Annotated in this window: 11 protein-coding genes and 1 pseudogene; 7 read left to right on the top strand and 5 right to left on the bottom strand. The window is 35.5% G+C overall.

The genetic code is table 11. From position 1 onward, the window contains the following. The first annotated feature begins 17 nt into the window (after positions 1 to 17). Complete coding sequence (locus IGK85_RS16625; protein ID WP_429972334.1) at positions 18 to 2,801, top strand: WxL domain-containing protein; 2,784 nt, start codon at positions 18 to 20, stop codon at positions 2,799 to 2,801. Positions 2,802 to 3,057: 256 nt separating this feature from the next. Beyond that, on the top strand, positions 3,058 to 3,405 hold the full coding sequence (locus tag IGK85_RS16630; protein WP_429972336.1) for a DUF7006 family protein: 348 nt from the start codon (positions 3,058 to 3,060) through the stop codon (positions 3,403 to 3,405). 192 nt (positions 3,406 to 3,597) lie between these two features. Here the strand turns inward: IGK85_RS16630 and IGK85_RS16635 are convergent, their stop codons facing one another. Beyond that, on the bottom strand, positions 3,598 to 3,807 hold the full coding sequence (locus IGK85_RS16635) for a KTSC domain-containing protein (protein ID WP_429972337.1): 210 nt from the start codon (positions 3,805 to 3,807) through the stop codon (positions 3,598 to 3,600). 696 nt (positions 3,808 to 4,503) lie between these two features. Here IGK85_RS16635 and IGK85_RS16640 point away from each other — a divergent pair. The 5 genes from IGK85_RS16640 (at position 4,504) to IGK85_RS16660 (ending at position 8,472) form a co-directional block, all read left to right on the top strand. Next, a complete protein-coding gene (locus IGK85_RS16640) occupies positions 4,504 to 5,103 on the top strand; it encodes a tyrosine-type recombinase/integrase (protein WP_429972338.1) in 600 nt (199 codons plus the stop codon). A gap of 48 nt (positions 5,104 to 5,151) precedes the next feature. Further along, entirely contained in the window at positions 5,152 to 5,844 is a 693-nt protein-coding gene (locus IGK85_RS16645) for a Fic family protein (RefSeq protein WP_429972339.1), read from the top strand. A gap of 382 nt (positions 5,845 to 6,226) precedes the next feature. Then, positions 6,227 to 6,484: a phage holin family protein gene (locus tag IGK85_RS16650; RefSeq protein WP_429972340.1), complete on the top strand. Its 258-nt coding sequence runs from the start codon at positions 6,227 to 6,229 to the stop codon at positions 6,482 to 6,484. A gap of 175 nt (positions 6,485 to 6,659) precedes the next feature. Further along, positions 6,660 to 7,661, top strand: coding sequence for an N-acetylmuramoyl-L-alanine amidase (locus IGK85_RS16655; RefSeq protein WP_429972341.1), 1,002 nt, complete (start codon positions 6,660 to 6,662; stop codon positions 7,659 to 7,661). 622 nt (positions 7,662 to 8,283) lie between these two features. Then, positions 8,284 to 8,472 (top strand): hypothetical protein, encoded by a 189-nt coding sequence (locus IGK85_RS16660; protein ID WP_429972342.1) that lies wholly within the window; start codon positions 8,284 to 8,286, stop codon positions 8,470 to 8,472. Between the two features lie 498 nt (positions 8,473 to 8,970). Here IGK85_RS16660 and IGK85_RS16665 read toward each other — a convergent pair. The 4 genes and pseudogenes from IGK85_RS16665 to IGK85_RS16680 all read right to left on the bottom strand — a co-directional run bounded on the left by IGK85_RS16665 (position 8,971) and on the right by IGK85_RS16680 (position 16,150). Next, positions 8,971 to 9,960: pseudogene (locus IGK85_RS16665) on the bottom strand (IS30 family transposase). A 741-nt stretch (positions 9,961 to 10,701) separates the two neighbouring features. Next, positions 10,702 to 12,441 carry a glycosyl hydrolase family 28-related protein gene (locus IGK85_RS16670; RefSeq protein ID WP_429972343.1) on the bottom strand — a complete coding sequence of 580 codons (1,740 nt, stop codon included), beginning with the start codon at positions 12,439 to 12,441 and terminating at the stop codon, positions 10,702 to 10,704. Positions 12,442 to 12,543: 102 nt separating this feature from the next. Further along, on the bottom strand, positions 12,544 to 12,891 hold the full coding sequence (locus tag IGK85_RS16675; protein WP_429972344.1) for a DUF7006 family protein: 348 nt from the start codon (positions 12,889 to 12,891) through the stop codon (positions 12,544 to 12,546). Between the two features lie 289 nt (positions 12,892 to 13,180). Further along, on the bottom strand, positions 13,181 to 16,150 hold the full coding sequence (locus IGK85_RS16680; RefSeq protein ID WP_429972345.1) for a WxL domain-containing protein: 2,970 nt from the start codon (positions 16,148 to 16,150) through the stop codon (positions 13,181 to 13,183). Positions 16,151 to 16,163: the final 13 nt, after the last annotated feature.

Genomic DNA, 16,163 nt, shown 5'->3' on the forward strand with positions numbered 1-16,163 from the left:
CGAAATCAGAAGTATCTATGGACGGGTTAGTAGCGCTTACAGGAAGCGAACCAGAAGTAAATATAAAGAACTCAAAGATCCGTCTAGATCAACTGTCGTTAATCGGAGATCAGGCGCGTTTGATTCTGGATGCCAGTGAGGTAACTATTTCGAGTGCAAGTAATAGGACATTACTCCTGCTAGATGGAAGTAACTCACTGTTATCATTAGACAATCAAAGCAGACTAGAGGTTATTAGTACATGGGCTACAACGGTACAATCAAATGGATCAGATACAGTTAGATTGGGAAATGGAAAAAAACAACCAACGTTATCTGTGAAAAATGAATCAAAACTAGCTATTACGGCTGCAGGATCATCGTCAACCAATATTGGGCCTGATGCAAGTTTCAATAATGGATTGCATATTGGGGGGGCATCCGCACATGTCGAGATCTTACAAGATTCATTAGTTGATGTCACTATAACTAGTGGGCGGCGCCGCAGGGCCATATTGTGGTCTGGTGCTAATAGTACCGTTGAAGTTAGTAATAGTAGACTGAACATTAATGATAGCTTAGGTTGGTCAGAGATAAATTTTGGTACAACAGGTATACCAAAAATTAGCATTGCGAAATCAGAAGTATCTATGGACGGGTTAGTAGCGCTTACAGGAAGCGAACCAGAAGTAAATATAAAGAACTCAAAGATCCGTCTAGATCAACTGTCGTTAATCGGAGATCAGGCGCGTTTGATTCTGGATGCCAGTGAGGTAACTATTTCGAGTGCAAGTAATAGGACATTACTCCTGCTAGATGGAAGTAACTCACTGTTATCATTAGACAATCAAAGCAGACTAGAGGTTATTAGTACATGGGCTACAACGGTACAATCAAATGGATCAGATACAGTTAGATTGGGAAATGGAAAAAAACAACCAACGTTATCTGTGAAAAATGAATCAAAACTAGCTATTACGGCTGCAGGATCATCGTCAACCAATATTGGGCCTGATGCAAGTTTCAATAATGGATTGCATATTGGGGGGGCATCCGCACATGTCGAGATCTTACAAGATTCATTAGTTGATGTCACTATAACTAGTGGGCGGCGCCGCAGGGCCATATTGTGGTCTGGTGCTAATAGTACCGTTGAAGTTAGTAATAGTAGACTGAACATTAATGATAGCTTAGGTTGGTCAGAGATAAATTTTGGTACAACAGGTATACCAAAAATTAGCATTGCGAAATCAGAAGTATCTATGGACGGGTTAGTAGCGCTTACAGGAAGCGAACCAGAAGTAAATATAAAGAACTCAAAGATCCGTCTAGATCAACTGTCGTTAATCGGAGATCAGGCGCGTTTGATTCTGGATGCCAGTGAGGTAACTATTTCGAGTGCAAGTAATAGGACATTACTCCTGCTAGATGGAAGTAACTCACTGTTATCATTAGACAATCAAAGCAGACTAGAGGTTATTAGTACATGGGCTACAACGGTACAATCAAATGGATCAGATACAGTTAGATTGGGAAATGGAAAAAAACAACCAACGTTATCTGTGAAAAATGAATCAAAACTAGCTATTACGGCTGCAGGATCATCGTCAACCAATATTCGGCCTGATGCAAGTTTCAATAATGGATTGCATATTGGGGGGGCATCCGCACATGTCGAGATCTTACAAGATTCATTAGTTGATGTCACTATAACTAGTGGGCGGCGCCGCAGGGCTATATGGTTAAATGGGAACTCCCCAGTATTGAATATTAAGGGAGGTAGCCTCGTTATGAATAGTCCGTTCCAAGGAATGACTTTAGGAGCAAACGCAACGATTAATGTTCTAGAATCCAGTTCTTTTATAGCACAGGCTTCACAATCAGGTGTAGTCAATGGAGACGTAATGAATATTGTGTTTGACGATGCATTACTAATTGATATACAACACAGGAGTAGAGGGAATATTTTTGATGCAGCAGTAGGATCAACTTTAATATCCAAAAATAATAACTTAAGTTTATGGGAGAAAAGCTCTAATTTGAACAACGATCCACAACGAGTTTGGGATTCTTTTGACTATGCATTATCTGGTCGTGATTTTAATGTAATTACTGAAGCAAATAATACGGATTTTAATAATAATGTAGAATCCTTTGGGGAAGGTTTGTCATTGTATTCAAGGATGAAGTCCGAAGGAGACGGTCAAAAGAATGATTCGCTTGTACCGCCGGTTGACCCACTTCTGCCTGAAAATGAAATAGATCCAGAGAATCCACCTATTCTTCCAGAAAATCAGGGATTATTGAGTATTGATTTTGTCTCACAATTTCAATTTGGTATCTCAATCATATCTGCTCAAGATCATACTTACTATGCGCAAGCACAACGATTGTTAGATGCGGATGGTACAGTTAATGGCACGGAGCAACGACCAAATTATATCCAGATCAGTGATCGACGTCCGGAAAACGAACGTAATGGCTGGCAACTAGCGGTCACCCAAAAAGAACAGTTTAAAGGCGACGAAAACCAAGAGCTTCTTGGCGCTAGTTTAAGTCTGTCGAACCAGCAAATCATTACAGCTCAAGGTCGAACGAAACCAATACTTCAATCCGATCCTTGTACTCTTATTCCTGGAAAGCGACGAACCTTGCTCATAGCGCAAGGGAATGAAGGCGCAGGCACATGGATCCATCGATTCGGTGACTCCGTTACAAAAGGAGAAAGCGTTGCGTTGAACGTACCAAAAGGCGCAAATCCTGAAGCTACGAAGTATTCTACAACTCTTATCTGGGAATTGAGCGCGGTTCCTGAAAATTAAAAAAAGATCAGATAATAGGGGGCTCTATTCTTTTTTACTAACATCATTTATCTAATCATAAAAAATAATTATTAATGGAGGCAGGAAGGAACGTTTTACTTGTTAAACGAACCCGATAGCTCTTGGTCTTAACAAGATGATATACGCTTGATATTCCCATCGAACAAAACAATCAATATTTATTAGAAAAATAGGAGAAAGGGAATTGAATTCCTAACAAATGATAGATCAGAATAAGTGAAATAGGAGAAATATTATGACAGAAATTATGATAAAGCAGGATTATATAGACTATTTTAAAAATACAATTAAAGGTGCTGGAAAAGAAAGAGAACTGCTGAAAGCTTATCTGAATGAGCAAATAGATAAATTAGAACAACTAACTGCAACAATCTCACAAAAAAATTTTTGGGAGATTTTCCCAGAAATACTAGGTGTTGATGCAAGATTAGCCTTATTGGTTGAATTGCTTTTATTTGATGATTTTACAAATACAGAAATCATTCAGATGATTGAAAATGATTATAAAAGTTATTTTAAAGAGTTATGTGGATATGATCTGAAAACGAAAACAAAACCCTCTATGATTTTCACTATAATATGAGATTATGTTCTTAAAAAAGTAGGAAACCGAGTTAACATGCATAACTTTTGAAAAAGAGTGTTCTTTTGACGGATTTACTTTGTAAATCGTATACTAAGTTGTGAAAAAAGAGATTAAAATTTAAGGAGGTTGATTACTCTATTTCTCAATGTTTTAAAATTCTACTTTTTTGTGGTATATGAATACTATGATTTACATACTTTCTATTTTATTGTAAGGATGAATTTTCATTATTCGGAGCAGGCCAGAATGGATTGACTCAGACTCCATAAGTACTCTTAGTTCGGCCTCTGAAACATTGTGATATTGGTATATGGAACCATCTTTGAACTCAACTTCAAGTATATTATATTCCCATTCGATTCGTTTGATCTTGTCAGATGAAAAATATAAGTGTCTCATAATAAAACTCCCTTCCTAAATATATTCTTGTATTTATTTTTAAAGGATGACAATCTTACTTTAATCAATAGTTAATAAGTGATTAAAAAAAGATCAAACGTCTCTTATGGTGCACGGAATGAGGTGCACGAAAAATTTATCTCAATTACATTATAATGTTTCTATAAATATATAACGAATCGAAATCTTCCTATCTATAGGAAAAAAATGTTCTTGAATAACACTAATAACAAGGTACAATTAAAGTGACGGACTAATTTTACAACTAGTAGATTATTTAGCATTCACTAAAGTATATATGTTTAATTCTATTTTTTTCTTTCCTGAACTATTTATCTCCTTTATTAGAGATCAAGGTAAATTTCTAAAAAAAAATTTTATATTCGTAGATCATAAAAAAATATCTTTTATTTTTTTATGATCTTATTTTTATATTATTGATCAATATCTCTCTATTTATTAATTAATCAGAAATAAATTTAATTAGCAAATACCTATTTTTTGTTTTAAAAATAATTTCACTAAATTAACAAATGAGACACAATCGGATTCTGTCACATTCGCGAAAATCGCTCCATCCTTAGAGGCTCTATGAGAAAATCACTTTTCTTTTAGAGCCTTTTTTCTATAGCTTATTTAAATGTGACTTATTATCTGCTATAATCATATTAAGTAACATTTGAGAGGTGGCTTAAAATGAAGAGCGTGGAACCGATTCGCGACAAAAAAAAGATCGATGCCATGAAGGCAATTTTGGCTTCCGGAAAATATGGACAACGAAATTTGGTACTTTTTTCGATTGGGATCAATACGGCGTATCGAATCTCCGATTTGAGACAGTTGAAATTAAGTGATGTGTTAGAAATTTCCCGTGGGCGGGTGATTGTCAAAGAACGTCTGGCCATGAAGGAACAAAAAACGGCCAAACACAATTCGGTCTTCATTTCGAACAAATTACGAAAGGTGATTCTCGGTTATGTTCAATCCGAATTTCCTGAGCAGCTGCAAGTACATGACTTCAGCAAGTATTTGTTTCCAAGTCGAAAAGGAGCCGATACGCCTTTGACCCGACAAAGTCTTTGGCGGATCATTCATGAAGCAGGAACGGCGGTTGGGTTAAATGAAATTGGTCCCCATTCGATGCGCAAGACCTTCGGCTACTTTTTGTACAAGCAAGGGACCAAAACAGAGATCATTCAGTCGCTGCTCAACCATTCTTCGCAACGGGAGACCTTACGCTATATTGGGATCACCCAGGAAGATAAGGATACCGCAGTAAAGAGTTTGGATCTATGACAGAATAATGCCCTATATAATAGATGGAAAAATTCAAGAGGTGAGAAAATGAACGAAGAAAAGCAGCCGAAATTTCCTGATAAGTACCACTTATCTCGCAAAGAGTCTGTGTATTTATTGAAGAAAAACATTGTGGAACTGGTGTATAATGCGGGAAAATTTGAAGGATTGAATACAACACTATTACAAACAGAAGAGATTATTAAGTATAATCGGGCCAACAACGTGGCTGTAGATGATGTCCTGACCGTCGTTAACTTAAAAAGAGGCTTTGAAATGCTTTTAAATCACATACAGGAGCCCCTGTTAGAGACAAGTAAGCGGATTAATCGGATCGTTGCAGCGGAGGATGCCCTTTTTCCTGGTGAAATACGAACCGGTGGGGTAGAAGTATCGACTATTCAAGGAAGATATGTGCCACCAATGTTAACTGAAGACGAGGTAAACAATCAATATGACAAGATAATGAATCAAGAGATATCAGAGACAGAAAAGGCATTGCGACTGTTTCTATTCATTTCGAAAAATCAAATATTTTGGGACGGTAATAAGAGAACTGCGTTATTAACTGCTAATCAGATTATGTTTAGCCAAGGTTTGGGATTGCTGTCCATTCCTGAAACAGAATTTGTAAAATTCAATGAACTACTATCGATGTATTATAATAGTAATGATATTGTTCCCTTAATAAACATCACCTCTTTTATGTACAATCATTGTATTTTTGGAATTACCTATTAAGCTTTCTCATTGTTAAAATTATAATTTAAAGCGATTAGAGAATTTGTAATAGATAATTAGTTTCAGAAAACAAAATGTTAGCTATATAATTTTTGTTTTTGTATAGTCCATCTATGGATGGTCTTATTAGAAAAAAAAAGAAGATCTGAGGATAAATATCTTTATTGTGAAAAAAACAGTTTATAACTGTTTTTTTATTTGATATCAAAAAATTAGAATAAAACATAATTACGGTGACGATTGGAATAATACATTCTTATATAAATATATCATTCGTTTGTTATTCAGATAATTATCAAACTAAATTAAGAAATCGTTTTCAATTAAAACATAATTTTATGGCATACTTTTTATAAAACTAATATGGAAGGAGGAAAATCATATGGAGATTTCACAGTTTATTATAGAAGATGGATTAGAGTTAATCGTTTTTTTATGGATCGTCGGGTATTTTATCAAAATGACAAAGATAGTAAAGCATGAATGGGTTCCTTTTATACTACTCATAATTAGTTTATTCTTTACGCCGTTTAAGTTGGGTGCATATACTGCTGATAACATAATACAAGCTGTTTTTGTAACAGGTGCAGCGGTTTTGGGGCATCAATTTGTCATAAATGGTGAGAAGCTTTTAAAATAATTAAATGAGTTACTTTGATACCAACCTATGAAAGATGCCTAGCCTGAAGAATTAAAATGAAGCGTCGAAATCATAATTCCACCTATAAAAACGCATACAATACACCAAATAAATTCAAAAAAATATGTAAAAATAAGTTTAGGTAATAAAATTAAAGATAGAAAGGGAGATTAGTATGACAACAACGATTCAGGACTTACGAGGAGATGCAAGGATTTTAGGACCATCAAATGCAAAGCGTGATGTTTCTGTGGTGACAAATATTGCTCGTCACCATTCAGCAACGGACACTGGTGATGTATTTGTATTCCAAGAGTATTGGAATGGAACATTAGGTTGGGGAACGGGTGGTTATCATGAAATCATCCTACGCGATGGAACGGTTCAATGGTGTTACTTCGATGATGATGTAACAAATGGTGTAGGTGGCCACAATACACCGACCTATCATATTTGTTTAGTAGGGAATAGTTCATTTACTGAAGCTCAAGAAAAAGCATTTAATGAACGAGCAAAAGCAGCAATGGAACGATTTGGTTTAGGTGTTGAAAATATTTTGGGTCATAACGAATTTAGTGGTCATGCGTCAAACATTTGCCCGGGAATCAACATGGATGTTGTGAGAGATATTCTTAACGGTGGTGATGGTAATATCCCAGAGCCAGATTATATTATGCAAGATTGGAACAAAGAGATGGTTGTTGCAGCTGATATTTTGAATGTGCGACAAGAGCCAAATACACAATCAGCAATTTTGCGACAATTAACGAGAAGCCAAGTTTTCCAATCCGCGCGTGTCACTATAAATGGTGAATTAGTAAATGGAATCAGACATTGGTATGAAGTTGATGGGAATGGATGGGTTTCAGGATCATTAGTTGCAGAATCCTCTGTGGATAATGAGTGGATCGAACAAAGCGGGGAAGTGACAGTTGCTATTTCTGGAGGTATTAATCTCCGAGGTCCTTCGGCAGGTGATGTGACGAACCCGACGAGTTTACCAATTATGCGTCGATTAGATTTTGGGGAGACATTTAGTTATGACAAAGTACTGATTCAGAAAAATGGACACGCCTTTGTACGCCAATCAATCAATAGTGGATTTGTCTGGTTAGCTATCGGTTCGACTGTCAATGGGTTAGTTACCTCATACTGGGTTAGTGGCATCGAAATTTAGGATTTAGGAAATCAAAATAAATAGTCCTTTCTTAACTAGATAGGACTATTTATTTGTGTTCTTGTACGGCGAATACTTATAACAAATTTTTTAACTATTAAAAGATAACCTAACTTAAGTTAATTTGTATATAAAATGATCATATGCAAAGTCTTTTTAAATTTCTAAGTTGAATTTTTTAACTTGGAATATATAGGTTATGTGTGGAAATAATAAACGCTAGATCACTATGATTGATGATAAGTAATAGATATAAGAAACTATAAATCGTATAAAAAACGCTTGCATAATATGATGATTTCGCCTATCTTTATATATGATACATGCAACTCTTGCATAATCACGCAAGGGTTGCATTCAATATAGAAGAGCACTGAGAGTAGATAATTGAAACTTGGGGAAGTTTTGGGGAATTATATTTATCTTCTTTCAGTACTCTTCTTTAATATTTTATCATTTTTTGATAAATTTAAAAATGATTGTATCTATTTTCACAATTCATTTTAATACAAAGGGCAACACGGCTTGCAAGCTACTAATATTTACAAAGTATAAAAGTGTCTTTTAACCCGCCTCAACACGTTTGAGATGGGTTTTTCATACTTTCAAAGGAGAGAAAATAATGAGTTTTTCACAATGGAAACCACAAGAACCATCAATCGAAGGGCAAGCATTTCATAAAAATCAAAAAGTCGTGTTTGTATATAGAAAGAAACAAGTAGTTGGAACAAATATAAAACTACTAGGTAATTCTGCCATTGTTAACTTATCAACAGCACCAATAAAATTTACCTCAGAAAAAAAATCATAAGTTATAAAGAACTACAGAGCTTCTAAATTTAGTCTGTTAATCTTTAACAAATTGGGTTTGGGCTGATATCACTATTGCTAAAGGAAATCACTTGCTTAAATCCATTTTATTGCGTAAGGTGCTAATTAACATGTAATGCTGTCTGATGAGATTTTAAGATGAATGCTTGCGGAAGTATTTCAGACTCGGTCATAAAGAGTTATTAGCAATATTGAGTTGGATTTTTTATTAATTTCACGTCTAAAAAAAGAGAGCACATGATTGTTTGCGATAAACATATTTAATGTGAACCAGGTGATTTTAGTTTTTTAGTTTACATAAGATATATTATACAAAGTTTATAAGGTAGGGCGAATGTTAATATTAAGCGCAACTATAAATTGCTTTTATATAAACATAGTTCGTCTTTTGCTCTTTTTATTCCTGTTTGTAAACTTAAATTGATACGATTGTTCGACAAAAACATTTTATAACAAATGAAATATCCTCTTGAAAATATCATGTAATTCTCGCGTATTCTAGTTTGAACTTTTGAGCTGGTGTTTTCCAATTTAGAATTTTTCTTGGTCTAGTATTTAAGTTTTCTACAGCGTCATCGACGATACGTTGCGAGACATTCTTAAAATTAAACGGTTTAGGGAAATATTCTCTAAGTAATCCATTATGATTTTCGTTAGAACCACGTTCATGAGGTGCATACGGATTTGCATAGTAAATTTTGCACCCGAAGGTGTCTTCAATAAGACCGACTTGAAATTGATTTACAAATTCAGTTCCTCGATCACAAGTAATAGATTTTACCCCTTGAGGATACATTTCCATTAGTTTTTTAATCGCTGCCATCATAGCGCGTCCTGTTTTATTAGGGAGTTTAATCGCTACGTATTGTCGTGTCTTTCTTTCGATAAAAGTTGCTAGACAGGTTGATATGCCTCGTTTTGAAACTACTGTATCAGCTTCCCAATGACCAAATTCTGTACGAAGCTGAACAGCTTCTGGGCGCAAATCAATGGTTCTATTTTCAAAAAAAGCTCGATCAATGCGAATCTTCGATCCAGATGACTTTACTTTATTTCTTTTTCCATGTCTCCTAAGCTTTTTGATGTTGAAATCAATGGTTTTTGAGTAAATCCAGTTATAGATCGTGGATGTACATATCTTTACGCTTTTAACGGAATGTGCAATTTGTTCTGGAGAATATTTTAGATTCAGATATTTTAAAATAGTTTTGGTATTGTGAATCGTGGCTTTTTTAGTAACTCCACAGTTCTTTTTCCGCAATTTAGCGATATTTTGTGCACTTGAAGCTTGATAAGGCAACCGTGCGATACTGTTGGCTTTTCTAGCTTCAGTCCCCCGTTGAATCTCCCGAGTGATTGTCGATCGATGACGATCTAATCTACGTGCTATTTCAGCTGGTCGTAATCCTTCGTCAAGATAGGTCTCAATTTTCCCACGCTCTTCAGCGGTTCAATGCTTATATACCATGTATCAAACTAGCTCCCTTGCTCTATTAATTACTACAACAACGAATGATTTGACAATGAACCTTCACAGATATGAGATCCGCTTCCAACTAGGAGCTAACTTAAGACAAGTCAGCTCAGCCGATACAAGGCTATCATATCTGTGTTCATAATCAAATCGTACTCCCTGCAGTATGCAGGCACATCGTATCATATTAAATAACTAGCATCCATATAAGTTTGTGGAGGTTTATTGCGCTTTATTTTGCTATCCAGGAGTTTATGAAGTGGAACGCCTATTTAAAAAAAGAGTTACAATTGTATCGTTTTAATGATGTTAACTTATTTGTTTAGATCACCCCAAAAATATAATTTCTTGTACTATAAAGATAAACTTCCACGTTTATTCCTTTAATACCTTAGATTTTAATACTTACAATAATGCTGATTTGTGTTCAAACTTTAAATATAATGCAGTTATAATTGATAAAGGAAGTTACTCATATTAACGAGTTTGATGCTAGATAAAAAAATTCAGACCATTGATGTCAGGTCTGAATTTCGTACTTCTTAAATGAATTTCTATCAGTTATCAAATTTTTTACAAGTACTTTTGTTAAATCATTTTTTCTTGACAACTTCATTATACCAACTCCATTTTGGTCTAACTTTTGTGAGTCGGTGTAAACTAGAGAATCAAATCAATATACCCCAAAAAATTTTATAATCCCAAGTTTTTTTCGATAGGTCAATCTGCTTTAATTTAAGGAGCGGTAACTGTTACTCTGGACAAAACTTTAACCTCACTCCCATCATTGTAAACAAGTAGTAATTCAAGTTCATGCTGTCCGATTATAGACAAAACTTCTGGATTTAGAATGGCCACCCCCGGCTTTTCATCATCTGCGTCATAAGCTTGATCTAAGAAATCAAAGGGATCATATGTTCCACCCAGTGTTAAGCTTACTTCACGACCCACGGGAAGAGTATTTCTAATGGGGATTCTCGCTTCTTTAAAGTGCTCATATATACTCGGTTCAATTATGTTTGACCAAGAAGTAGGCATATTATGATGATCCTCAGGCGACCAGTACTCAACGAGTAACGCTTTATTTTCTGTATCATCACGAGTATTGCCAGAAACAAACGTTGTATCTCCTTTGAAGCCTTCTCCGGCACTGTTCATGATCAAAAGCTCTCGTCTACGGTTCTCTGGGATATTGTGGTAGTTTACAAAGTGATTATCGATAAAAACTCCATTGAACACATTATCTACTCCTGTATGACGGTTATATTCCATTCCTATTGCAAAGCGATCTTGCCATTCTTTGAAATCAAATATATTATTGGCAACCAAAAAATTGGATAGCTCCGCTACTGTTCCTTGGAAAAAGCTATCGCCTAACCCAAATTCAGGTGTTTCATACAGTATGAGTCCTGTGTTCCGAAGATAATTGTTCATGATGGTGATATCGCGCCCAGATTTAAACTTGAAGCCCCCATAAGGGCCATTGTGTAGTCCACGAAAGTGATTTCCAATAACCTGAATATCTTGTGATCCCCGCAGATAGATGGCATGATCGCCTACGACCCCATAACGATCTTCGTTTTCATACATTTGCTGGAAAAAATTGTCTTTGATCAGCGCTCCTTTTACATTATTATAAGAATTTACCCCACAAGACAGATAGTTTTGGTCATTGTGTGTGAATGTGACTTTCTGTGATCTGATAGCATCCTGAAGTCGATCGATGGTTCGAATGATAGGGTCATTACTAATACTTTTGATTGCGTCTAGTTCATTGATTCTTAACCCGAACAGATTGTCACTGGTTTGAACGTTTTCCATGTATTCATAAAGACCTGAGGTCGCAAACCCTCCTACATAAATCGCTCGATTTTCAGTGTTCGGCGTCGCATGTTCATGGTCCCTCATAAAAATATTATTTTGTAACACTGTACCCACAGATGCATATAGATTGATTAGATACACAGAAATTGGGTGATAGAAAACATTTTCATTGATCACAATATCGTGGGAACGACGTGTAAAGATTCCAACACCCTCAAAAAAGAAGTGGGTGATTTCAATATTATGGCTCGTTTGATAATTCTCGTCTGATAGTATAACATTTTTATTCGTAGTGTTTTTGAATATCGTTGGTGCTAGTGGATCTCCTTTTAGTTTAAAACCATTCCTTAGAGTTACTGTTTCATTAAGGATATAGATACCTGCAGGGATATAAATCTGATTGGTCAAAGATTGGGCCTGATTGATGATCGCTTGTAGTTTTTCTGATTGGTCAAGAGGACTTTGTTTATCTAACGCCTTGTCACCAAACAGTTCTCGGTTCGTTGCATCTAGCCAGTCGGAATCTTGTGCATAGATTTCACTAGTTGAGATGGTTTGTGCTTGGGTTTGTTTCATTGGCGTAACTAATAGCATCCCTGCAGTCACTATCAATAGGCTGTTTGTCATGATTCTGGTCTTTCTAGCATACATTAGTCACTCCATCTGATCATTTATTTAAATTGAAAAATAACTTGAAGATTAATTATCTGTTTTTCTGAAAAAATTAGTCGTATATATTTTTTATTATCTGTATTAAATTACATGAAATATTATCGAAGGTTTTGTTTGGGCCTTTAATCCATATCCACATAGTTCTTGATAATACGAGCGATAATCCGTTTCAACAATACGTAGGATATCATCCATTGAAAATTCCTCATATTGAGCCAACTCAGTGATAATCGATAATTTTGCATCAATCCCCAAGACCTCCAATTGGGTTTGCCAGAAATTTTCTGGGAGGACTTCTGCAGCCAAATCCTCTAGTCGGTTAAATTGTTCGGCTAAACATTGTTCTAATTCTTTCGTATTCTGTATATTCGCTGGTACAATTTCTCGAAAATGTTCCATATACTCTTTTTTTGATAAGTACTTTGTCATCGATGAAAATCCTTTCTCATTATGATTTATTTCTATTCGCTATAATTTATAAAGAACTATTTCTAAGTCAAATAAACTTCTTACAACAGAACATAGTAGCGAACAATCATTTTATTCACTCTTCTCATTGTTATGAACGTTTGCTTTTCTTATAGCTGATTAAAAATCGTATACCACCATTTTATTTTTAGTAAACTTAAAATAAAATTTGCTGATACATTGCTTTTTCCTCCCAAATATAGATTTATAAATGGAAGAAAAAAGCTGTTTTAAATTTTATATTTTCCTTTCAATTTATAGGAACTGCGTTCAATTCCCAGATAAGTGTCGTTGAATAAGTCGTAGCTTCTGGGGTTGCCCTTTTTGGCACATTGAGTGCAATACTTTCTCCTGCAGTTTGCTCATCACCAAACCGATAGACCCAAGTACCTGTTCCTTCACCCCCCTGCGCTTTAAGCAGTATTCGTCGATTGCCCGGAATGAGAACACAAGGAACGGATTGAAAGCCTGGTGCCGTTCCACCTTGAGCGGTAATGACTTGTTGGTTCGATAGACTCAAACTAGCCCCAAAAAGCTCTTGTTTTTCCTCGCCTCTGAACTGTTCTTTTTGTGTAACGGCTAGTTGCCAACCATTGCGTTCGTTTTCCTGACGTCTATCGCTGATTTGCACATAATTTGGTCTTACTTCCATCTCATTAACTGTACTATCCTCATTTAATAATCGTTGTGGTTGAACATAATAGGTTTGATCTTGAGCTGAAATAACTTGAGAGCCAAAGTTAAACGAAGAGATAAAATCAATACTTAAAAGTCCTTGATCTTCTGGTAGTTCCGGTTTATTTTCTGGATCAACTTCTATTTCAGGATTCAATGGATCAGCTGGAGGAATGTATCTTCTCTCCTCTACAATCGTTCTTGCAGTGCTATATTTGCCATTTAAAAAGGCATATGCCACTACAGTATTACCTGCTGTAAATTTTAAGTCACCAGGAAGTTCATAAAGGTAATCACCATTTTCATCTGCAATAGTATGGTAAAACTCGCTTTCAAAATTGTTAGGAGAGACAATGTTTCCGATTGGAAACGCAGGATCTCCGGATAAACGTATATAACTATTTGGTGTTGCCTTTCCTGTGACTGTAAAAGAATTAACCTCAGCTGGATCTTCTGTCAATGGATCAATACTAATTTCAACATCAGGTATTTTCTCGAATAAGACTCGTTGAACATTTTGAGTCGTAAAGTTTTCTTTAAAGCTATCAATAGTTTCTATTGAAATAGAGGACATAGTATCAATTGTCGGAACTACTCCAGCATAGCGGAGATTCAAATTAAAGACAGGCGTCCAAGAAAAGTCTGGATTTACTTCAAAATTCCCTCTTTCCCATTGCTTCACTGATTGGACATCTATATCTAAGAGACCATTACTTCCTGCAATATTAATTAATCCATTATTCGTAGCTCCAGCAATTTCTCCAGTTCTTTCTAGGTTTACTTTCTTTGCATCAGAAAACTCAAAAACTGACCCAGCAGAAGCGAAATACATTAAGCTTTGAGTATTTGAAGTACTATCACTTTTTATATTTAATTTAGCATCTTTACCAATTGACACCTGGGCATTCCCAGCTACATTTAAAATATGTGAATTAGCGCTTCCTCTGTTAATAGCGTTTATAGAAAATTCTGCTCCATTTTCTACCATTAAGCTGCTACCGGTTCCCATATAAATTAAATTTCTGTGGATTGAATTCGTGGAATTTGTATGTCCGGTAGAGGTTACATTTATTTTTGAATTCTTTTCCATAAGAAGATTGGATCCTGAGCTACGTAACTGTATGGCACTGTAACTTCTAGTAGTATTTAAATTTATAACCGAACCTTCACTCATTATTAAATTGCCATTCACTATATCAATACTTGCTCCCAGTCCATGAGCATTAGCACCTGTGGTAGTACCGTTTGATTCAAGGTTAATCGTAGCATTCTTTTCTAAAGTAAGACTCGCATCAAGTCCTCCTAATCCAATTATAATATTCCCACTATTAACAGTACTCAAATTTAATGTGGCATCCTCTTTAATATGCAAGCTCCTAGTTTCTAAATTGACAGACTCTACTGTATTAACTCGCCAATTTGTTCTAAACTTTGAACTATACGTTTCTGTAATGTGATTATTGACAACACCAGATATGTTTACATTAGTAAAGTATGGGGCAATCAGTTCATTACCATAACTATTAATATTGTGTAAAGTAATATTAGAAACAGTATGTTGAGCTACTGTCAAATTAGCAGTTTGAAAAAATCCCCACCAGTTGCCTGAGTAAATGTCTAGATCATTAAATGTAATATCCCAAGGAGAATTAGCGTTATGAGTGACTGAGCTCATTCCTAGTGAGACTGAACCAAAATCTATTTGATTGCCATGACCGTTAATCGTTAATGTTCTTGAAATACCTGATTTATTCAAATAGACAAAAGTTGCACCGCCAATAATGTTTGAATTGTCACCCGTCAATAATCCAATTTGGTTTGACAATGGTGCTGTAGGCACTTCAAAATCGTCATTTATATCTATTGTAGTAATTGTAGGATCAGAAAATGCTTCGATAAAACCTATCCAATCAATTACATTTGCTACTCCATCAGTATTTACAGCAATTGATTCTTCATCAGCATTTTCCAGATCATGCCTTATATTACTTTGGTCATTTTTACTATATAAATCGCTACTTTCTGATTTTTCGAAGCTTTCGTCTTTAGTAGGTTCTTCTTCGGCCTCTTTTTCACTAATGTCTATGAACAATCTCTTATCTTCAACAGATACTTCATAGCTTCCTCTTGCATCAAATACTAGAGGAAGAACAAACGTATTTTGAGCATGTTTTGTCATAACAATCCATTCTTGAGAATTATCTTCTCGGTGAGCTGTCATACCTGTTGGTAATTTATCTTTAATAATCGTTGCTTCTTCTGGTATGAGTATTCGTACTTCTGACACTTCCTGATTTGAAAAAAACGTCACTTGTAGAGGAACCTCTATCGTTCCTTGCATGCGCGAATGAGTAAAGAAAAAATGTGGAATACTAATCGGTTCTTCTTCTAGATAGTTTTTCATCGGGGGAAGTTCCATTAGTTCTTGTTTCTCAGTGTCCACCGTTGTCTTTGCGTAGACCATGCCGACAGGCGTAAATATAGCTTGCATGATCAAGATGGTTGTCCCTAACACAAGCATCGGTCGTCTAAACCTCGTGATCATATCATCCACTCCT

Source organism: Enterococcus sp. AZ015 (genome assembly GCF_050499225.1).
Taxonomy (GTDB): Bacteria; Bacillota; Bacilli; order Lactobacillales; family Enterococcaceae; genus Enterococcus_D; species Enterococcus_D entomosocium.